We start from the raw sequence: 18617 nt of genomic DNA on the forward strand, positions 1-18617 counted from the left end.
GAGGGCCGTACGGACATCCGACCGTACGGCCCTTCGCGTTCCCCTAGACTCACGGCCATGTCAGGCCGCGACCTGTTCTGCCAGCCCCGCCGCATCCGCCGCGGGGCCGCCCTGACATTGGTGTTCGCCGGCGTCCTCGCCGCGGGCGCCGCCACCGGCTCCTTCCCGGACACCGGCCAGGCGGGCAGCGCCGGGCGCAGGGCCGCCGCAGGTGCCGCGCACCCGGATCCCGGGCACGAGGACGTGCAGCGGGCCGCCGCCGAGGCCATGGCCGACGGCAAGTCGCCGATGGAGGCCGCCGAGCGGGCCGTCAGCCGCAGCGGCGACCGCTGGGGCGCCGTCTACTCCGAGGACGAGTACCAGGAGTTCCAGGAGGCCCTCGACGGCCAGTACACCGGCGTCGGCCTGTGGGCGCGGCGCGAGCGGGACGGCCGGATCGCGGTGACCCGGGTGCAGCCCGGCTCGCCGGCGGCGGATGCCGGGATCCGCAGGGGCGACCGGCTGCGCAGCGTCGACGGCGACACGGTCGACGGGCGGCCGGTCACCGAGGTCGTCTCCTTACTGCGCGGCGACGCGGAGGACGCGGCGGCCGGCACGACGGTCACGCTCGGCCTGCAGCGCGGCCCGCGCGCGTGGACCGAGACCCTGCACCGGGCCCGCCTGTCCACGGACTCGGTGACCGTCCGCAGGCTGTCCGACGGAGTCACCGTCATCCAGATCGCCGCCTTCACCAAGGGCTCCGGCGCCGCCGTCCGCGCCGCCGTACGACAGGCCCCGGCCGGCGCCGGCATCGTGCTCGACCTGCGTGGGAACTCCGGCGGCCTGGTCACCGAGGCGGTGGACACCGCCTCCGCCCTCCTCGACGGCGGCCTGGTCGCCACCTACGACGTCGACGGCGCCCAGCGCGCCCTGCACGCCGATGGCGGCGGCGACACCACCCGCCCCCTGGTCGCCCTGGTCGACGGGGGCACCATGAGCGCGGCCGAGATGCTCACCGGCGCCCTCCAGGACCGGGGCCGCGCGGTCGTGATCGGTTCCCGCACCTTCGGCAAGGGCTCCATCCAGATGCCGACCGAGCTGCCCGACGGGTCGGTGGCCGAACTGACCGTGGGCCACTACCGCACTCCCTCCGGCCACAAGGTGGACGGCCGGGGCATCACCCCGGACCTGGAGGCGGGGCCGGAGGCCCTCCAGCGGGCGGAGACGGTGCTCGCCGGCCTCGGCGACGCCGATTAAGGGCTGGCCGCGGGACCCCTCCGTAGTGCGAAAATGGACGGCACTATGAGCAAGGGAATGTACGTACCCAAGGAGTCCCAGCCCAAGCAGGGCGGCGGGGCCGCGAAGGCCAGGGACGGCGAGAAGGGCGGCAAGCGCAAGATCGTCGCCCAGAACAAGAAGGCCCGGCACGACTACGCGATCATTGACACCTACGAGGCCGGGCTCGTACTCACCGGTACCGAGGTCAAGTCGCTGCGTGAGGGACGGACCTCGCTGACCGACGGCTTCGTCCAGATCGACCGGGGCGAGGCGTGGCTGCACAACGCCCACATCCCCGAGTACCACCAGGGCAGCTGGACCAACCACTCCGCGCGCCGCAAGCGCAAGCTGCTGCTGCACCGCGAGGAGATCGACAAGCTGGAGTCCAAGGCCCAGGAGACGGGTCACACCATCGTGCCGCTCGCCCTGTACTTCAGGGACGGCCGCGCGAAGGCCGAGATCGCGCTCGCGCGAGGCAAGAAGGAGTACGACAAGCGACAGACCCTGCGGGAGAAGCAGGACCGGCGTGAGTCGGACCGTGCGATCGCGGCGGCGAAGCGGAAGCAGCGGGGCGCGTAGCCTGGAATACGGTGGCATCGACGCGGGTTGGTCACGTACGATGGCACCAACACCGGCTGAACCCGGTGTGTGCATTGAAAACACAACATGGGGATGATCGGTTTCGACAGCGGCTGTCGAAGCAGGGGAAGCGTGTCGAGGAAGCGGCAATGATCTCGTAAACCATATGTCGCAAAAAATAATCGCCAACACCAAGCGCGATTCCTTCGCCCTCGCTGCCTAAGTAGCGACTTGCGAAGTGTCAGCCCGGGGCTGTTCCCGACCCGGATCCTGGCATCAGCTAGGGAACTAAACCTTGATCCCGGTCACGGGGTGAAGAGGGAAACCAAACAGTGACTGAGCCCGTCGGCGACTTGTTCGCGTGATCGCCGGGGCCGAGAAAATCACAGCGAACTGCACACGGAGAAGCCCTGATTCCGCACCGTTGGACGCGGGTTCGATTCCCGCCATCTCCACGATCGAGAGGCCTCTGGCCTCTCAACCCATGTGGGCAAGGCCCCGTCGCTTCGAGCGGCGGGGCCTTCGTCATGGTCGGGTACGGGACCGTACGGCCGTTGCGACCGAGTGGATCAGCAGGGCGGTGGCGGCCGCGACCACCGGGACCGCGAAGGCGGATGCCGGCGAGAGGTGCTCCGCTGCCCAGCCCCCGCCCGCCGAACCGCACGCGATGCCGGTGAGCAGCCCGGTCACCACCAGGCTCATGCCCTCGTTGAGCCGGTCCGCCGGGGTGCGCTCCTGCACCAGGGTCATCGCGGTCACCATCGTCGGCGCGGTCGCCATGCCGGCCAGGAGCAGCGCGCCCGCCAGGACCGTGAGCGAACCCGCGGCGGTGGCCGCCAGCCAGGGCAGGGTCATCAGCCCGGCCATCGCGAGCAGGCACCGGGAGAGGCGCAGGCCGGCCGGCTTCAGTGCCCCGTACAGCAGGCCCGCCGCGCAGGAGCCCGCCGCCTGCAGCGCGAGGACCACACCGGCCGCCGCGCGGTGCCCCTGGGCGTCGGCATAGGCGATCGTGACGACCTCCATCGAACCGAACACCGCGCCGGTCGCCACGAAGCAGGCCAGCAGCGGCGGTATCCCCGGGCTCCGCAGCGGCGACGGAGCCTTCGAACGGGCCTGCGGCGGCGGCTCGGTCGCCCGCTGCGCGGTGAACAGCAGCATCCCGGCCAGCAGCAGGACGGCCCCGGCGAGTGTGCCCGCCTCGGGGAAGAACGTGCCGGTCAGGAAGGACGCCAGCACCGGGCCGAGCATGAAGCACAGCTCGTCGGCCGCCTGCTCGAAGGAGTTCGCGGTGTGCAGCGCGCCGGGGTCGTCGCGCAGCAGATGGGCCCAGCGGGCGCGGGACAGGCCGCCGATGTTCGGGGTGGCCGCGGTGGCGGCGTACGCGGCGAACAGGGTCCAGTCGGGGGCGTCGTAGCGCACGCACAGCAGCAGCGCGAGGCTGCCGAGCACGGCCGTGAGCGTGGCCGGTACGGCGACCCGGGCCTGCCCGTGCCGGTCCACGAGCCGGGCGATCCAGGGCCCGGCCAGCCCGGTCGCCGCGAGCCCGGTGGCCGTGACGGCACCGGCGAGGGCGTACGAGCCCCGGGACCCGGCGATCATCACGACCGCGCTCACACCGAACATGCCCATGGGGAGGCGGGCGATCAGGTTGCCGGCGGTGAAGGCGCGGGCGCCGGGAAGGGAGAAGAGGCGGCGGTATCCGATGGACTGTGCTGCTCTGCTCGGTATTCGGGTGTCTTCGGCGGTCTGGTGCGGCATGGCTCTACGTTCGCCCGGAGTGGATCACCGGGTCCAACACCTTCTCGGTGCCGATTCACGCACCCGCGTTGTAAATTGCCCGCCATGCCCGCCGCCATAGAGCCCCGCCTCCTGCGTGCCTTCCTCGCCGTCGCCGAGGAACTGCACTTCACCCGCGCCGCGACCCGCCTGTACGTCGCCCAGCAGGCGCTCAGCCGGGATGTGCGGCGGCTTGAGCGGGAACTGGGCGCCGAACTGTTCGTGCGGACCACCCGGCAGGTGACGCTGACCGCGGACGGCGAGCGGCTGCTGCCGCACGCCCGGCGGGTCCTCGCCGCCCAGGACGACCTGCTCGCCGCCTTCGGGCAGGCCCGGCCGCTGCTGGTCGACCTCAACTCCGCGGGCCTGGCCACCGGGCGCCGTGTGCTGCACCGGGCCCGGGAACTCGCCCCCGACTGCGAGCTGATGGCCCGCTACGAGAGCGGCCTCACCGGAGCGGCGGCCGAGCTGCTCGCCGGCCGTCTCGACGCCTCCTTCGGGCGCTTCGCCGGTCTGGACCCGGCCCTGCGCTCCGGTCTGGAACAGCAGCCCGTGCGCTATGAGCCGATGGCCGTGGTGCTGCCCGAGGACCACCCGCTGGCCGCCCGGCCGACCGTGCCGCTGGCCGCGCTGGCCGGGGAGACGGTGTACGCCGGCGCCGGGAACCCGCGCACCCGGGAGTGGACCGACCTGGCCCTTCGCCTCTTCGAAGAACGCGGCATCCGGCTCGCGCCTCCTCTTCCGCTGGCGGTCGGGGACGAGGAGTTCGAGCGGATCATGTCCAAGACCCGCAACCCGATTCTGGCCGTCGTGGACTTTCCGGTGATGCCCCGCACGGTGCTGCGGCCGCTCGTCGACCCCGTGCCGCTGTCTCCCGTCTCGCTCGTCTGGCGCAGGGGGCTGGTCCATCCCGGGCTGGACGCGCTCCGCAGGGCCGCGGCCGAGATCGCCAAGGCCGAGGGCTGGCTGCGACGGCCCGCAGACCGATGGATTCCGGCCATCGACGATCGTGCGATGAACCCCCACGGCTGACGCCCGGGGAACGCATGCCCTCCGCCCTCACCGACGGCTCACTCCGCGAGTGAGAGCAACGTTCCCTTCCGGTCACCCACAGCCACAGGCAGGAAACGCGCCCTCCCTACCTTCGGGACTCATCACCGCTCACCACCCCGAACCACCCGAGCCCCGGAGCACCGTGGAGGCGTCATGACAGCCCCTAGTACAGCCCCCGCACCCCCCAGCAGGGGCGGCCGCTGGATCGAGCACTGGGATCCGGAGGACGAGGCATTCTGGAACGCGACCGGCGAGAAGGTCGCCCGCCGGAACCTGATCTTCTCCGTCCTGTCCGAGCACATCGGATTCTCGATCTGGACCATGTGGTCCGTGCTGGTCCTCTTCATGGGCCCGGAGTACGGGCTGACCCCGGCGGACAAGTTCCTGCTGACCTCGATGGTCACGCTGGTGGGCTCCGTCGTCCGCGTCCCCTACACCTTCGCCGTCGCGATCTTCGGCGGGCGGAACTGGACGATCATCTCGGCCAGTCTGCTGCTCGTGCCGACCGTCGCCGCCTTCGCGGTGATGGAGCCGGGGACCTCCTTCAACACCTTCCTCCTGGTCGGACTGCTCGCGGGCATCGGCGGCGGCAACTTCGCGTCGAGCATGACCAACATCAACGCCTTCTTCCCGCTGAAGAAGAAGGGGTGGGCCCTCGGACTCAACGCCGGCGGCGGGAACATCGGCGTCCCGGTCATCCAGCTGGTCGCCCTCGCGATCATCGGGGCGAGCGGCGGGCCGCGTGTGCTGCTCGGGATCTACATCCCGCTGATCGTCGTCGCCGCCGTCCTCGCCGCGGTGTTCATGGACAACCTCGCCTCCGTGAAGAACGACACCGGCGCCGCCAAGGACGCCGCGAAGGACGCCCACACCTGGATCATGTCGTTCCTCTACATCGGGACGTTCGGCTCCTTCATCGGGTACAGCTTCGCCTTCGGGCAGGTCCTGACGAACCAGTTCGGGCGCACCCCGTTGCAGGCCGCCTACCTCACCTTCATCGGCCCGCTGCTCGGCTCCCTCATCCGGCCCGTCGGTGGCTGGCTCGCCGACCGGTACGGCGGCGCGAAGATCACCCTCTGGAACTACGTCGCCATGGCCGCCGCCACCGCCGTACTCGTCGTCGCCAGCATGCAGAAGTCGCTGCCGCTGTTCGTGTCGGTCTTCGTCGTGCTGTTCGTGCTCACCGGGCTCGGCAACGGGTCGACGTACAAGATGATCCCCGGCATCTTCCAGGCGAAGGCCCTGGCCAAGGGCCTCACCGGTGAGGAAGCGGCCTCCTACGGCCGTCGCCTCTCCGGCGCCTCCATGGGACTCATCGGAGCCGTCGGCGCCCTCGGCGGTGTCGGCATCAACCTGGCCTTCCGCCAGTCCTTCCTCTCCTACGGCTCCGGTACCGGCGCGTTCGTCGCCTTCCTCGCCTTCTACGGTGCCTGCTTCGTGGTCACCTGGGCCGTATACCTTCGCCGCCCGGCCACGCAGCCCCAGGCCACGGCCGCCGCCGAGGCAAATCCGCAGCTCAGCTACGCCGAGGTGTGACGCTGCGCTCACCCGGGGGCCCCCCGGACCCCCGGCCGAAGATCACATCCGGCCGTCCAGGTGGAACCCGGCATCGGTAACACCGTGGACATCAAGCCGAACCGAGCCTGTCACGAGCCGTTGACAGGCTCGTTCGGCATGCTGGCCAGGTAGGAGAGCCATGTACGACCAGAAGCAGCACCCCGAACAGGGACCCCTCGCCGGGTTCACCGTGGGAGTGACCGCCGCACGCCGCGCCGACGAGCTGGGCGCGCTGCTCCAGCGGCGCGGGGCCAGCGTCCTGCACGCGCCCGCCCTGCGCATCGTGCCCCTTGCCGACGACGGCGAACTGCTCGCCGCCACCAAGGAGATCATCGACCAGTCGCCGGACGTCGTGGTGGCCACCACCGCCATCGGGTTCCGGGGCTGGGTCGAGGCCGCCGACGGCTGGGGGCTCGGGGAGCAGCTGCTCGACCGGTTGAGGGGCGTGGAACTGCTGGCCCGCGGGCCCAAGGTGAAGGGGGCCATCCGGGCCGCCGGCCTCACCGAGGAGTGGTCGCCGTCCAGCGAGTCCATGGCCGAGGTGCTCGACCGGCTGCTGGAGGAGGGCGTCGACGGGCGCCGGGTCGCCGTACAGCTGCACGGGGAGCCGCTGCCCGGGTTCGTCGAGGCGCTGCGGGCCGGGGGAGCGGAGGTGCTTCCGGTGCCGGTGTACCGCTGGATGCCGCCGGAGGACATCGGTCCCGTCGACCGGCTGCTGGACGCCGTCGTCTCGCGGGGGGTGGACGCGCTCACCTTCACCAGCGCGCCGGCCGCCGCGTCCCTGCTGTCCCGGGCCGAGGAGCGGGGACTGCTCGCCGAGGTCCTGGTCGCGCTGAGCCATGACGTCCTGCCCGCCTGCGTGGGCCCCGTCACCGCGCTGCCTCTGCAGGCCCGGGGCGTGGACACCGTGCAGCCGGAGCGGTTCCGGCTCGGACCGCTCGTACAGTTGCTCTGCCAGGAACTGCCCGCGCGGGCGCGGTCCTTGCCGATCGCCGGGCACCGGGTGGAGATCCGGGGCCACGCGGTGCTGGTGGACGGCGACCTGAAGCCGGTGCCGCCGGCGGGCATGTCCCTGCTGCGGGCCCTGTCCCGCCGTCCGGGCTGGGTGGTGGCCCGCGCCGAGCTGCTGCGCGCGCTGCCGGGCGCCGGCCGTGACGAGCACGCGGTGGAGACGGCGATGGCCCGGCTGCGTACGGCACTCGGGGCACCGAAGCTGATCCAGACGGTGGTGAAGCGGGGATACCGGCTGGCACTGGATCCGGCGGCGGACGCGAAGTACGCGGACGTGTGAGAAGGCACTCGGCGTCGTAGTCGCCGCGCCGCCTGCTGAGCCTCGGCCTCGACGGCGCGGAGTTCCGCCATGGCCGCCCGGAACTCGGGGTCGTCGCTGCTGCCGGTGCTGTGTACGGGCGATACGCGCCAGCGCGACTCGAACCGCGGTGCGTGCCGAAGACCGAACTCGCCTGCCCGGTCACGAAGACCGGCCGAAGCGCCCGCGCACCAGCAGCGCCCGTGTCAGCAGTGCCACCGCTGCCGTCGACCCCACCGCCCGGGCCGCGTTCCACGCCACCCACGGCCCTTCGAAGTGCCGGCGGAGGGCGGACGGATCTCCCTTCGCCGCGAGGGCGTTGTTCAGGGGGATGTTGAAGGCCACCGTGATGAGGAAGACCAGGGCGTAGGCCGCCAGTGCCGCGCGGGTCCAGCGGGCGGCGGGTGTGGCGCGGAGTTGCCACGCCGACCATCCCGTCAGTGCCGGCGCCCCCATGAAGCTCAGGAAGAACACCGGGTTCTGGATCACGTCGTTGATGTTGCGCATGACCTCGACGTACGTGCGGTCGTCGCTGCGGGCCAGTGCGGGCATCACCGCGCAGGCGAAGATGTAGAAGACCCCGGCGATCAGGCCCATGGCGACCGTGGCCGCGCTCAGGACGACCTTGCTGGTCCGTGCTTCCCTCGTATGCGTCATGCCGTCCAGCCAACCGGAGCAGCCCCCGCCCCGGACATGGCCGAGGCGCGCACCCGCATACGCGGGCGTCCAGTTACGCCGACGCCCGCACGGCCGTACGACGTTCTGGGTACCGGGTCACCGGCAACGGGTCCGGCGGCGCAGGCAGGGCCTGCGGCGGAGGGCGCCCGGCTCACGCCGTGCGACCACGCGTGCTCCGGGTTGCCGGGCGCGCGCTCTGCCGGAAGTTTTCGGCCGGGCGTCAGGCTGACGCCGGACTGTGGTGGGCAGGAGCCGCAGCCGGAGACGGCGCGGCGAGCACTCGGGGGGACGAGGATGACACGCTGGCAGCCCCTGCCGGATTCGCTGCCGAGAGAGGCGCGGCACCTGGTCGAGCAGATGCGCGTCCTGAAGGGCCGTACCGGACTCAGCCTTGCCGAACTGGCCCGGCGCACCGCGTACAGCAAGTCGTCCTGGCAGCGGTATCTCAGCGGGGCCAAACTGCCGCCGAGGGGAGCGGCGCAGGTGCTCGGCCGGCTGGCCGGGGCGGAGCAGGCGCGGCTGCTGGCGCTGTGGGAGCTGGCCGAACAGGTATGGCGGCCCGGCGGGTCGGAGCCCGCCGGGCCGCTGGAGGAGGTCGCCGCAGCCGATGCCGTGGGCGATGCCGAAGCCGGGGCGGAGCCGGCCGGCGGCGCGCACGGGCGGTGGCGGACGGCGGCGCTGGCCGCGTTCGCCGTCATCGTGCTGCTGGTCGCGGGGCTGCTGTGGGCGCTGCACCGCAGGGCGGGCGACCGTATGTCCGCCCGCCCCCGGGGTGTGCTCAGCCGAGTTGGTCGTAGTAGGCGAGTTTCCAGGGGCCGGTGCCCTTGATCCGCACCCGGTACTTGCCGCTGACGCGCTTGAGGGTGACGTTCCGTGCGTCACCCAGGTACGTCACGGTGCCGCCCGAGGCCGGGCCGGTGAGCCAGCGCTGGGCGAACGCCCAGCTCGGGTCGGTGACGACGCCGTCGTTCTCCGAGATGTTGTAGTGCTCCTGCCACCACTGGGTGGCCGACTCGGTCTCGGGGCCGAAGGTGCCGTCGATCTGGCTCTTGTGGAAGGCGTGCGTGTCGCCGTCCTCGTCCTGCCACTGGGCGCCGTCCGCGTACAGGACGGTCTGCCAGAGGGCCGTGGCGTTGCTCTCCGCGTAGTTGTCGACGCCGAGGTCCTCCTCGTCCTGGAAGTCGTCGGCGACGGCTCCGTTGCCGTCGATGCCGTGGTACGAGGCGGCACTCGCGCTGGGTGCCAGGGCGATGCCGGTCGCTCCGGCGCCCAGCAGCGCGGCCGTCGCCATCGCGACGACCCGGGTGCGCATGCTCATGAACGTTTCCTTTCTGAACCGCCGTCCCCCGTGGTTCCCCCTGGGGCGGCTCCGGTGCTTTCGCAGGACACAGCGTCACGGCCGTGGGCAGGGGGGACGAGCCCTGCCCGGGTTTCTGGACCGGAAGGGGCCGACCCGCGCTCCGGGCTCCGGGATCCCCGCCGGGGACGGGCCGGGCGGGGATGCCGTGGGCCGGACGGGACGGCGCGGCGAAACGCGGGCGTGCCCCCGGCGGTACGAGGGGTTCCGCAGTCGTGTGCGGGCAGGCACTGTGAAGAGGAGCGACGGAACGTTCCCCTGTCCTAGGCGGTGACAGGCACATGGCACTGGGTACGGCCACGGTCCCGTACGAACTGCGGTTCGACGCCGGGCGGATCTGCCTGGATCTCCTCGCGACCACGCACCCGGCCGAACGGCTGGACGCCGTGGGGCCGTTGCGCGCCTGGATCAGCGGGTCGGGGCTGGTGCCGCCCGGCACCCCGCTGGGCCACGCCGACACCTCCTGGCTGACCGGGTTCCGGGAACTGCGCGGGTGTATCGGCCAGTTGGTGCGCACCGCGAACCCGGCGGACCCGCGGCCGTACGAGCGTGCTCTCGTCCGGCTCAACGAGGTCGCCGCCCGCGCCGCACCCCCGGTCCCGTGTGCGGTGCGCGGCGAGGACGGCACGCTGGTGCGGGAGTTGGCGCAGGCGCCCGGGTGCGCGGGGCTGCTCGCGGTCGTCGCGCGGGACGCCGTGGAGCTGCTCACCGATCCGGTGGCGCGGGCGGCCGTGCGCGAGTGCGAGGGGGACAACTGCCCCATCGTGTACCTGGACACGTCCCGGGGGCGGCGCAGACGCTGGTGCTCCAGCGAGGTCTGCGGGAACCGTGAGCGGGTGGCCCGGCACCGGCGGCGGGTGGCCCTCGAACGGGCCTGAGTGTCCGGTACGGGTCTTCTGTCGCATTGCACCCTTGTGGCGACCGGAGTGATTTCTGCAACACTGCATGGCGCCGGGTTTGTTGGCCGTCCGGCGCGGGCAGCTCGGCCGCCCTCCGGCGATGTGTCGGAAATGTAAAGATCATGCGGTGGGAATGTGCGCGCATGTCCCGCTCGTCACACCACTCCCAGGAAAACTGCCACCTCACTTTGAACATCGCGCCGCCCCTGTCCGTACGGGTGGGCGAGCGACCGACTGGGGGAACCCCCGGACACCGGAGGTGGGCGTGCGCAAGGATGCGGCCGTGGCCAATGAACGTGGAACGAGGGCCCGACATCGCATGTCCTCACAGCCCTCGGAACCGGATGAGGAGCTGATGCGTGCGCTGTACCGCGAGCACGCCGGACCTCTGCTTGCGTATGTCCTCAGGCTGGTCGCCGGAGACCGGCAGCGCGCCGAGGACGTCGTGCAGGAAACGCTCATCCGTGCCTGGAAGAACGCCGGTCAGCTCAATCGGGCGACCGGTTCGGTACGCCCCTGGCTGGTGACGGTCGCGCGCCGCATCGTCATCGACGGCCACCGCAGCCGGCAGGCCCGGCCGCAGGAGGTCGATCCGTCGCCGCTGGAGGTCATCCCCGCGGAGGACGAGATCGACAAGGCGCTGTGGCTGATGACGCTGTCTGACGCGCTCGACGACCTGACCCCGGCCCACCGGGAGGTGCTCGTCGAGACGTACTTCAAGGGGCGTACCGTCAACGAGGCGGCCGAGACGCTGGGTATACCCAGCGGCACTGTCCGTTCTCGGGTGTTCTACGCCCTTCGGTCGATGAAGCTGGCACTGGAGGAGCGGGGGGTGACGGCGTGATGAGCGTGTACGGGGGGTTCGGCACGGGTGGTTCGGGTATGTCTGGGTCCATGCAGGGATCACAGGCCCCGAACGAGCACGAAACCGTCGGCGCCTACGCCCTCGGGATCCTCGACGACGCCGAGGCGACCGCTTTCGAGGCCCACCTCGCGGGCTGTGAGTGGTGCGCCCAGCAGCTGGACGAGCTGGCCGGGATGGAGCCGATGCTGGCCGCCCTAGCGGACCTGCCCGGCTCCGGCGGCACGCCCGCGATCGGCGAGTCGCTGTCCGCCAAGCCGAGCCCAAGACTGGTCGAGAAGCTGGTCGACGAGGTCTCCGAGCGCCGTGCGCAGAAGCGGCGCAAGGGCTTCTACCTGGTCGCGGCCGCTGCCGCGCTGATCATCGCCGGCCCGGTGGCCGTCATGGCGACGAGCGGCGGAGGCGACTCGGGGCAGACCGCCACGCCGCTGGCGGCCACCGCCCAGACGACCTTCAACCAGCTGCCCGACAAGGTCTCGGGCTCGGACAGCACGACCGGCGCCTCCGCGACCGTCGCCATGGGCGAGAAGAACTGGGGCACCTCGACGGTCCTCGAACTCAAGGGCATCAAGGGTCCGCTCAAGTGCTCCCTGGTCGCCGTCGCCAAGAACGGCGAGCGCCAGACGCTGGGCTCCTGGTCCGTCCCGAAGTGGGGCTACGGCATTCCGGACGCCAAGACCCCGGAGGCCAAGAACCCGCTCTACATCGGCGGCGGCACGGCCCTCAAGCCGAACGAGATCGACCACTTCGAGGTCGTGACGTTCGACGGGAAGAAGCTCGTCCAAGTGGACGCGTAGCCTCTGCGGGCCCCCTTCGCGTACGGTTGACGGCTGCCCAGCACGTCAGAAGGGGGCCCGGTGGCCGCTCAGGCTCAACAGGAAACCGCGCTCGACTCGGTCCGGGACCGGGAGATCAGCGGCGAACAGGAACACCTCGACCGGGTGTACCGACGCCTCGAGGAGAAGATCCACGAGGCGGAGTTCCTCATGAACGACGCGGCCAAGCGCGGCCAGGTCGGCACGCCCGGTGCGCTCGCGGAGCGGGACGCCCAGGTCTTCAGGGCCGGTGTCCACCTGAACCGGCTCAACAACGAGTTCGAGGACTTCCTCTTCGGCCGGATCGACCTGCTGCTCGGCAAGGACGGCAAGAAGGGCCCCGACGGCGCGTACACGGCGGTGGAGCCCGCCGAGGGCGCGGTCCGGCCCGACAACACCGCCGACATCGCCGAGACCCTGCACATCGGCCGGATCGGCGTGCTCGACGAGGACTACGCGCCGCTGGTCATCGACTGGCGGGCACCGGCCGCCGCGCCCTTCTACCGGTCCACCCCGAAGGATCCCGGCCGGGTCGTCCGGCGCCGGGTCATCCGCTCCAAGGGCCGCCGGGTCCTCGGGGTCGAGGACGACCTGATGCGCCCGGAGCTGACGGCGTTCCTCGGCGACCGCGAGCTGCCCGTCATCGGTGACGGCGCCCTGATGGCCGCCCTCGGCCAGGCCCGCAGTCACACGATGCGGGACATCGTCTCCTCCATCCAGGCCGAGCAGGACCTGGTCATCCGCGCCCCCGCCGCCTCCGTCACGTACGTCGAGGGCGGTCCGGGCACCGGCAAGACCGCGGTCGCCCTGCACCGCGCGGCCTACCTGCTCTACCAGGACCGCAGACGCTACGCGGGCGGCATCCTGATCGTCTCGCCGACCCCGCTGCTGGTGGCCTACACCGAGGGCGTGCTGCCCTCGCTCGGCGAGGAGGGCCAGGTCGCCATCCGCGCGATCGGTTCCCTCGTCGACGGTGTGGAGGCCAGGCTGTACGACTCCCCGTCCGTGGCCCGCGCCAAGGGCTCGTACCGGATGCTGAAGGTGCTGCGGAAGGCCGCCCGGGGCGCGCTGGAGCTGGGGCCGGCCGCTCCTGTGGGGCAGCTCGCCCTGGACGAGGACGACAAGGACGGCGAGCCGCAGGCCTTCGACGGCCCCCCGTCCCGCCTCCGCGTCGTCGCCTTCGGGCGCCGCCTCGAGCTGGAGGCCGCCGAGCTGGAACGTGTCCGCCGCACCGCCCTGGGCGGCACCGCGCCGGTCAACCTGCTCCGCCCGCGCGCCCGCAAGCTGCTCCTGGACGCCCTGTGGGCGAAGTCCGGCGCGGCCGGCCGGCACACGGACCCGGAGCTGGCCGCCGAACTGCGCTCCTCCTTCGACGAGGACATCACGAGCGAGGACGTCTTCATCGCCTTCCTCGACGCCTGGTGGCCCGAGCTGACCCCGAAGGGGGTCCTCGCCGCCATGGCCGACGAGCGGCGGCTCGGCCGCTGGGCCCGCCGGATCCTCAATCCCGGCGAGGTCCGCAGGGTCGCCCGCTCGCTGAAGCGGGACGGGTACTCCGTCCACGACGTCGCCATGCTGGACGAGCTGCAGGCGGTCCTCGGCGCCCCGGCCCGGCCGAAGAAGAAGCGCGAACTCGATCCGCTGGACCAGCTCACCGGCCTGGAGGAGCTGATGCCGATGCGCGAGGAGACCCAGCGCGAGCGGGCCGAGCGCCTCGCGCAGGAGCGCACCGAGTACGCGCACGTCATCGTGGACGAGGCGCAGGACCTCACGCCGATGCAGTGGCGCATGGTCGGCCGCCGCGGCCGGCACGCCACCTGGACGGTCGTCGGCGACCCGGCGCAGTCCTCCTGGTCCGACCCGGACGAGGCGGGCGAGGCCCGTGACGAGGCCCTCGGCACCCGTCCCCGGCGCCGCTTCCAGCTCACCGTGAACTACCGCAACCCGGCCGAGATCGCCGAGCTGGCCGCCAAGGTCCTCGCCCTCGCCATGCCCGGCTCCAAGGCGCCGTCCGCCGTTCGGTCCACCGGTGTCGAGCCGCGTTTTGTAAGAACGAACGTCGAACACGGCACTGCCGTGGAGGACTCCCTGGAGAAGACCGTGCGCGCGGCGGCCGAGCGGCTCCTCGGCCTGGTGGACGGCACGGTCGGCGTGGTCGTCGCGATGAACCGGCGCGAGGAGGCCCGGCGCTGGCTGGCCGGGCTCGGCGACCGGGTGGTGGCGCTCGGCAGCCTGGAGGCCAAGGGTCTGGAGTACGACGCGACGGTCGTCGTCTCCCCGGCGGAGATCGCCGACGAGTCCCCGGCCGGCCTGCGGGTGCTGTACGTGGCGCTGACCCGGGCCACCCAGCAGCTGACGGTGGTCTCGGGCGAGCGGGACGAACCGGACGCGGCAGGGGTGCCGGACCTGCTGCGGGACTGAAACCTGTGAAGTCGGCCGACGGGAATGGCCTTGCGGGATCCGTTTGTTAGCCTTGGTGTGGCACCGGCCCGATCCAAGCCCCCGGGCCCAACCTTCGTCCCTCAGAGGGACCACTTGCCGCGAGGCGAGCATGGCGGGTCGGTGTCATGAACGTGTGGGAGGCCCACATCACCCTGTGATGTGGGCCTCTTTCGTTGCCCGATCGATTCTCGTATGGTGGAAGTGGTTTTCCGAAATCACGCACCCGCCGTGAACAAAACGTCCGCAATCCCGGGCGGCTATCACGTACTCACGGGTAGGTGCGACGATCGGACGGCACAACTCGCGACACGGTGAAAGCAGAGGAAGTCGGCCATGGCAACGGCGCCCAGCGTCTCCTACTCGATGACGATCCGGCTGGAGGTGCCCGCGAGCGGAACAGCCGTCTCGCAGCTCACCAATGTCGTGGAGTCCTCCGGAGGCTCGGTCACGGGCCTCGACGTCACCGCGTCCGGCCACGAGAAGCTCCGCATCGACGTCACCATCGCGGCGACCTCGACCACGCACGCCGACGAGATCGTCGAGAAGCTCCGCGGCATCGAGGGCGTCACCCTCGGCAAGGTCTCGGACCGTACGTTCCTGATGCACCTCGGCGGCAAGATCGAGATGCAGTCCAAGCACCCGATCCGCAATCGTGACGACCTCTCGATGATCTACACGCCGGGTGTGGCCCGCGTGTGCATGGCGATCGCCGAGAACCCCGAGGACGCCCGCCGCCTCACCATCAAGCGCAACTCCGTTGCGGTCGTGACGGACGGCTCCGCCGTGCTGGGCCTCGGCAACATCGGCCCCAAGGCCGCGCTGCCCGTCATGGAGGGCAAGGCGGCCCTCTTCAAGCGCTTCGCCGGCATCGACGCCTGGCCGCTGTGCCTGGACACCCAGGACACCGACGCCATTGTCGAGATCGTCAAGGCGATCGCCCCCGGTTTCGCCGGCATCAACCTCGAGGACATCTCCGCACCCCGCTGCTTCGAGATCGAGGCCCGCCTGCGCGAGGCCCTCGACATCCCCGTCTTCCACGACGACCAGCACGGCACCGCGATCGTCGTCCTCGCCGCCCTGACCAACGCACTTCGCGTCACCGGCAAGGCGATCGAGAACATCCGGGTCGTCATGTCCGGCGCCGGCGCGGCCGGTACGGCCATCCTCAAGCTGCTGATCGCGGCGGGCGTGAAGAACGCCGTCGTCGCCGACATCCAGGGCGTCGTGCACGCCGGCCGCGCGGACCTGGTGGACGCCCCGGCCGACTCGCCGCTGCGCTGGATCGCCGACAACACCAACCCCGAGGGCCTGACCGGCACCCTGAAGGAGGCCGTGCACGGCGCCGACGTCTTCATCGGCGTCTCCGCCCCGAACGTCCTCGACGGCGACGACGTGGCCGCCATGGCCGAGGGCGCCATCGTGTTCGCGCTCGCGAACCCGGACCCCGAGGTCGACCCCGCAATCGCCCGCCAGACGGCCGCTGTTGTGGCCACCGGCCGCTCCGACTTCCCGAACCAGATCAACAACGTGCTGGTCTTCCCGGGTGTCTTCCGCGGTCTGCTGGACGCTCAGTCCCGCACGGTCAACACCGAGATGATGCTCGCCGCCGCGAAGGCCCTCGCCGACGTGGTGACCGAGGACGAGCTGAACCCGAACTACATCATCCCGAGCGTCTTCAACGACAAGGTCGCGGGCGCGGTCGCCGGAGCGGTGCGCGACGCGGCCAAGGCGGTCGGCGCTGCGTCGTAGGCATCCGTACCGTAGGGTTCAGATGCTGTGAGACCGAGCTGTGCAGGGGCTGTGAGGATCGACACGGCAGCCCCCACACCGGCGCGTCGTGGAACCCCCCACCGCCGGGTGCCCTCTAGGGTGACGGCCGAGCAGGCGCTTTTCGTGTGACTCCCTAGGGTGTTCTCACGACTCCTACGGGTGCCGGATTGGCTTTCGCGCCGCAGGTAGGGGCAGGATGCGTCCCTGGGCGCGAGCGCATCGGCATCGATCTCACCTCACGCCTCAACGGCAAGAAGAACACGGGAGTAAGAACATGAACCGCAGTGAGCTGGTGGCCGCGCTGGCCGACCGCGCCGAGGTGACCCGCAAGGACGCCGACGCCGTTCTGGCCGCGTTCGCCGAGGTCGTCGGCGACATCGTCTCCAAGGGCGACGAGAAGGTCACCATCCCCGGCTTCCTGACCTTCGAGCGCACCCACCGTGCCGCTCGTACCGCGCGCAACCCGCAGACCGGTGAGCCCATCAACATCCCGGCCGGCTTCAGCGTGAAGGTCTCCGCGGGCTCCAAGCTCAAGGAAGCGGCCAAGGGCAAGTGACCTTTCCGTCTCTGCTCCGCGGGACGGTGTAGAGCTGGTCGACGCCGATGGGGCGGCACCCGGTCTTCCGGGTGCCGCCCCATCGTGGTTTCGCTCGAAGACGCCCTCGAACGCGGGCTGAGCCGCTTTCCGCTAGCCGAGTGCCTTGCCCGGCAGTTCGACCTTCGCCCCGAGCTCCATCAGCTTCTCCATGAAGTTCTCGTATCCGCGGTTGATCAGTTCGATGCCGTGGACCCGGGAGGTGCCCTCCGCCGCGAGGGCCGCGATCAGATACGAGAAGCCGCCGCGCAGGTCGGGGATGACCAGGTCGGCGCCCTGCAGCTTGGTCGGTCCCGAGACGACCGCGGAGTGCAGGAAGTTGCGCTGGCCGAAGCGGCAGTCGGAGCCGCCCAGGCACTCGCGGTAGAGCTGGATGTGCGCGCCCATCTGGTTGAGCGCGGAGGTGAAGCCGAGCCGGGACTCGTACACCGTCTCGTGGATGATGGACAGGCCCGTGGCCTGCGTCAGGGCCACCACCAGCGGCTGCTGCCAGTCGGTCTGGAAGCCGGGGTGCACGTCCGTCTCCAGCGCGATGGACTTCAGCTGGCCGCCCGGGTGCCAGAAGCGGATGCCCTCGTCGTCGATCTCGAAGGCACCGCCCACCTTCCGGTAGGTGTTCAGGAACGTCATCATCGAGCGCTGCTGGGCGCCGCGGACGTAGATGTTGCCGTTGGTCGCGAGGGCCGCCGAGGCCCAGGAGGCGGCCTCCAGGCGGTCCGACAGGGCGCGGTGGGTGTAGCCGCCGAGGCTGTCCACACCGGTGATGCGGATCGTGCGGTCGGTGTCCATCGCGATGATCGCGCCCATCTTCTGCAGAACGCAGATGAGGTCCTCGATCTCCGGCTCGACGGCCGCGTTGGACAACTCTGTGACGCCCTCGGCCAGTACTGCCGTCAGCAGCACCTGCTCGGTCGCGCCGACGGACGGGTACGGCAGCCGGATCTTCGTACCGCGCAGCCGCTGCGGCGCCTCCAGGTACTGGCCGTCCGCGCGCTTCTCGATGGTCGCGCCGAACTGCCGCAGCACGTCGAAGTGGAAGTCGATGGGCCGGCCGCCGATGTCGCAGCCGCCGAGGCCCGGGATGAAGGCGTGGCCGAGACGGTGCAGCAGCGGACCGCAGAAGAGGATCGGGATACGGCTGGAACCCGCGTGGGCATCGATGTCAGCGACGTTCGCGCTTTCCACGTGGGTCGGGTCCAGCACCAGCTCACCGGGTTCCTCACCCGGACGGACCGTCACCCCGTGCAGCTGCAGCAGGCCGCGTACGACGCGCACGTCACGGATGTCCGGAACGTTGCGCAGTCGACTCGGCGCGCTGCCCAGCAGGGCGGCGACCATGGCCTTCGGTACGAGGTTCTTCGCACCGCGGACACGGATCTCGCCCTCCAGCGGGGTTCCGCCGTGGACAAGCAGGACATCGTCGTTGACGGTCATGTATCTCGCGTTCCGATGAGTCGGGCAGGGGTCGGCCGATCACTTAGCACGGGGGCCGGAGAGACAGGGTAATCGCCGACCGCCCCCCTCCCATAAGCCCAAGTACCGCCCAGCCACGTCATAGCTGTGTCACAACACGAACCGTTCCGCATCGGGCACATGGGGTCACCGTGCGCGAGGCCCTGGCGGGCCGCACTACCGGATTCAAGCTGCGTTCACTCCCACACCCCGATT

16 protein-coding genes and 1 other RNA gene are annotated in these 18617 nt (G+C 71.0%); 13 read left to right on the forward strand and 4 right to left on the reverse strand.

Annotated features, from left to right (window positions below):
* Window positions 1-57 precede the first annotated feature (57 nt).
* The 3 genes from ACWC5O_RS06445 to ssrA all read left to right on the forward strand — a co-directional run bounded on the left by ACWC5O_RS06445 (window position 58) and on the right by ssrA (window position 2294).
* Window positions 58-1236, forward strand: coding sequence for a S41 family peptidase (locus ACWC5O_RS06445; protein WP_450580349.1), 1179 nt, complete (start codon window positions 58-60; stop codon window positions 1234-1236).
* A 57-nt stretch (window positions 1237-1293) separates the two neighbouring features.
* Entirely contained in the window at window positions 1294-1836 is a 543-nt protein-coding gene (gene smpB, locus ACWC5O_RS06450) for an SsrA-binding protein SmpB (RefSeq protein ID WP_450580730.1), read from the forward strand.
* An 89-nt stretch (window positions 1837-1925) separates the two neighbouring features.
* Window positions 1926-2294: a transfer-messenger RNA gene (gene ssrA / locus ACWC5O_RS06455) on the forward strand.
* A gap of 67 nt (window positions 2295-2361) precedes the next feature.
* Here the strand turns inward: ssrA and ACWC5O_RS06460 are convergent.
* Entirely contained in the window at window positions 2362-3594 is a 1233-nt protein-coding gene (locus ACWC5O_RS06460) for an MFS transporter (protein WP_450580351.1), read from the reverse strand.
* 84 nt (window positions 3595-3678) lie between these two features.
* Between ACWC5O_RS06460 and ACWC5O_RS06465 the strand changes: the two genes are divergently transcribed.
* From ACWC5O_RS06465 to ACWC5O_RS06475, 3 genes are all read left to right on the forward strand, one after another.
* A complete protein-coding gene (locus tag ACWC5O_RS06465) occupies window positions 3679-4644 on the forward strand; it encodes a LysR family transcriptional regulator (RefSeq protein WP_450580353.1) in 966 nt (321 codons plus the stop codon).
* Between the two features lie 174 nt (window positions 4645-4818).
* Entirely contained in the window at window positions 4819-6201 is a 1383-nt protein-coding gene (locus ACWC5O_RS06470) for a nitrate/nitrite transporter (protein WP_450580355.1), read from the forward strand.
* 160 nt (window positions 6202-6361) lie between these two features.
* Window positions 6362-7513: a uroporphyrinogen-III synthase gene (locus tag ACWC5O_RS06475; RefSeq protein ID WP_450580357.1), complete on the forward strand. Its 1152-nt coding sequence runs from the start codon at window positions 6362-6364 to the stop codon at window positions 7511-7513.
* 180 nt (window positions 7514-7693) lie between these two features.
* Here the strand turns inward: ACWC5O_RS06475 and ACWC5O_RS06480 are convergent, their stop codons facing one another.
* Window positions 7694-8188, reverse strand: coding sequence for an anthrone oxygenase family protein (locus tag ACWC5O_RS06480; RefSeq protein WP_450580359.1), 495 nt, complete (start codon window positions 8186-8188; stop codon window positions 7694-7696).
* A gap of 315 nt (window positions 8189-8503) precedes the next feature.
* On the opposite strand from ACWC5O_RS06480, the gene ACWC5O_RS06485 reads away from it, so the two are divergent.
* Window positions 8504-9037, forward strand: a complete 534-nt coding sequence (locus ACWC5O_RS06485) for a helix-turn-helix domain-containing protein (RefSeq protein WP_450580361.1) — start codon at window positions 8504-8506, stop codon at window positions 9035-9037.
* Here ACWC5O_RS06485 and ACWC5O_RS06490 read toward each other — a convergent pair.
* Window positions 8988-9527: a peptidoglycan-binding domain-containing protein gene (locus ACWC5O_RS06490; RefSeq protein ID WP_450580362.1), complete on the reverse strand. Its 540-nt coding sequence runs from the start codon at window positions 9525-9527 to the stop codon at window positions 8988-8990. The two genes, ACWC5O_RS06485 and ACWC5O_RS06490, sit on opposite strands and share 50 nt — an antisense overlap.
* Window positions 9528-9847: 320 nt before the next feature.
* Between ACWC5O_RS06490 and ACWC5O_RS06495 the strand changes: the two genes are divergently transcribed.
* The 6 genes from ACWC5O_RS06495 to ACWC5O_RS06520 all read left to right on the forward strand — a co-directional run bounded on the left by ACWC5O_RS06495 (window position 9848) and on the right by ACWC5O_RS06520 (window position 16910).
* On the forward strand, window positions 9848-10444 hold the full coding sequence (locus ACWC5O_RS06495) for a CGNR zinc finger domain-containing protein (RefSeq protein WP_450580363.1): 597 nt from the start codon (window positions 9848-9850) through the stop codon (window positions 10442-10444).
* Between the two features lie 280 nt (window positions 10445-10724).
* A complete protein-coding gene (locus ACWC5O_RS06500) occupies window positions 10725-11309 on the forward strand; it encodes a sigma-70 family RNA polymerase sigma factor (protein ID WP_079071569.1) in 585 nt (194 codons plus the stop codon).
* A gap of 50 nt (window positions 11310-11359) precedes the next feature.
* Entirely contained in the window at window positions 11360-12124 is a 765-nt protein-coding gene (locus ACWC5O_RS06505) for a zf-HC2 domain-containing protein (protein WP_450580364.1), read from the forward strand.
* 60 nt (window positions 12125-12184) lie between these two features.
* Window positions 12185-14563 carry a HelD family protein gene (locus ACWC5O_RS06510; RefSeq protein ID WP_450580365.1) on the forward strand — a complete coding sequence of 793 codons (2379 nt, stop codon included), beginning with the start codon at window positions 12185-12187 and terminating at the stop codon, window positions 14561-14563.
* 354 nt (window positions 14564-14917) lie between these two features.
* Window positions 14918-16333 (forward strand): malic enzyme-like NAD(P)-binding protein, encoded by a 1416-nt coding sequence (locus ACWC5O_RS06515; RefSeq protein ID WP_450580366.1) that lies wholly within the window; start codon window positions 14918-14920, stop codon window positions 16331-16333.
* 295 nt (window positions 16334-16628) lie between these two features.
* The gene (locus ACWC5O_RS06520; protein ID WP_018549700.1) at window positions 16629-16910 is read left to right on the forward strand and encodes an HU family DNA-binding protein; all 282 of its coding nucleotides are present in this window, start codon (window positions 16629-16631) and stop codon (window positions 16908-16910) included.
* A 132-nt stretch (window positions 16911-17042) separates the two neighbouring features.
* Here the strand turns inward: ACWC5O_RS06520 and murA are convergent, their stop codons facing one another.
* Window positions 17043-18383, reverse strand: a complete 1341-nt coding sequence (gene murA / locus ACWC5O_RS06525) for a UDP-N-acetylglucosamine 1-carboxyvinyltransferase (protein ID WP_393463844.1) — start codon at window positions 18381-18383, stop codon at window positions 17043-17045.
* Between the last annotated feature and the right edge of the window lie 234 nt (window positions 18384-18617).

Source organism: Streptomyces sp. NPDC001450 (assembly GCF_053597295.1).

Excerpts from the sequence above, each read along its gene's own strand:
- ACWC5O_RS06445 (WP_450580349.1), top strand. The coding sequence starts at position 58 with ATGTCAGGCCGCGACCTGTTCTGCCAGCCCCGCCGCATCCGCCGCGGG.
- smpB (WP_450580730.1), top strand. The coding sequence starts at position 1,294 with ATGTACGTACCCAAGGAGTCCCAGCCCAAGCAGGGCGGCGGGGCCGCG.
- ACWC5O_RS06460 (WP_450580351.1), bottom strand. The coding sequence starts at position 3,594 with ATGCCGCACCAGACCGCCGAAGACACCCGAATACCGAGCAGAGCAGCA.
- ACWC5O_RS06465 (WP_450580353.1), top strand. The coding sequence starts at position 3,679 with ATGCCCGCCGCCATAGAGCCCCGCCTCCTGCGTGCCTTCCTCGCCGTC.
- ACWC5O_RS06470 (WP_450580355.1), top strand. The coding sequence starts at position 4,819 with ATGACAGCCCCTAGTACAGCCCCCGCACCCCCCAGCAGGGGCGGCCGC.
- ACWC5O_RS06475 (WP_450580357.1), top strand. The coding sequence starts at position 6,362 with ATGTACGACCAGAAGCAGCACCCCGAACAGGGACCCCTCGCCGGGTTC.
- ACWC5O_RS06480 (WP_450580359.1), bottom strand. The coding sequence starts at position 8,188 with ATGACGCATACGAGGGAAGCACGGACCAGCAAGGTCGTCCTGAGCGCG.
- ACWC5O_RS06485 (WP_450580361.1), top strand. The coding sequence starts at position 8,504 with ATGACACGCTGGCAGCCCCTGCCGGATTCGCTGCCGAGAGAGGCGCGG.
- ACWC5O_RS06490 (WP_450580362.1), bottom strand. The coding sequence starts at position 9,527 with ATGAGCATGCGCACCCGGGTCGTCGCGATGGCGACGGCCGCGCTGCTG.
- ACWC5O_RS06495 (WP_450580363.1), top strand. The coding sequence starts at position 9,848 with ATGGCACTGGGTACGGCCACGGTCCCGTACGAACTGCGGTTCGACGCC.
- ACWC5O_RS06505 (WP_450580364.1), top strand. The coding sequence starts at position 11,360 with ATGCAGGGATCACAGGCCCCGAACGAGCACGAAACCGTCGGCGCCTAC.
- ACWC5O_RS06515 (WP_450580366.1), top strand. The coding sequence starts at position 14,918 with ATGGCAACGGCGCCCAGCGTCTCCTACTCGATGACGATCCGGCTGGAG.
- ACWC5O_RS06520 (WP_018549700.1), top strand. The coding sequence starts at position 16,629 with ATGAACCGCAGTGAGCTGGTGGCCGCGCTGGCCGACCGCGCCGAGGTG.
- murA (WP_393463844.1), bottom strand. The coding sequence starts at position 18,383 with ATGACCGTCAACGACGATGTCCTGCTTGTCCACGGCGGAACCCCGCTG.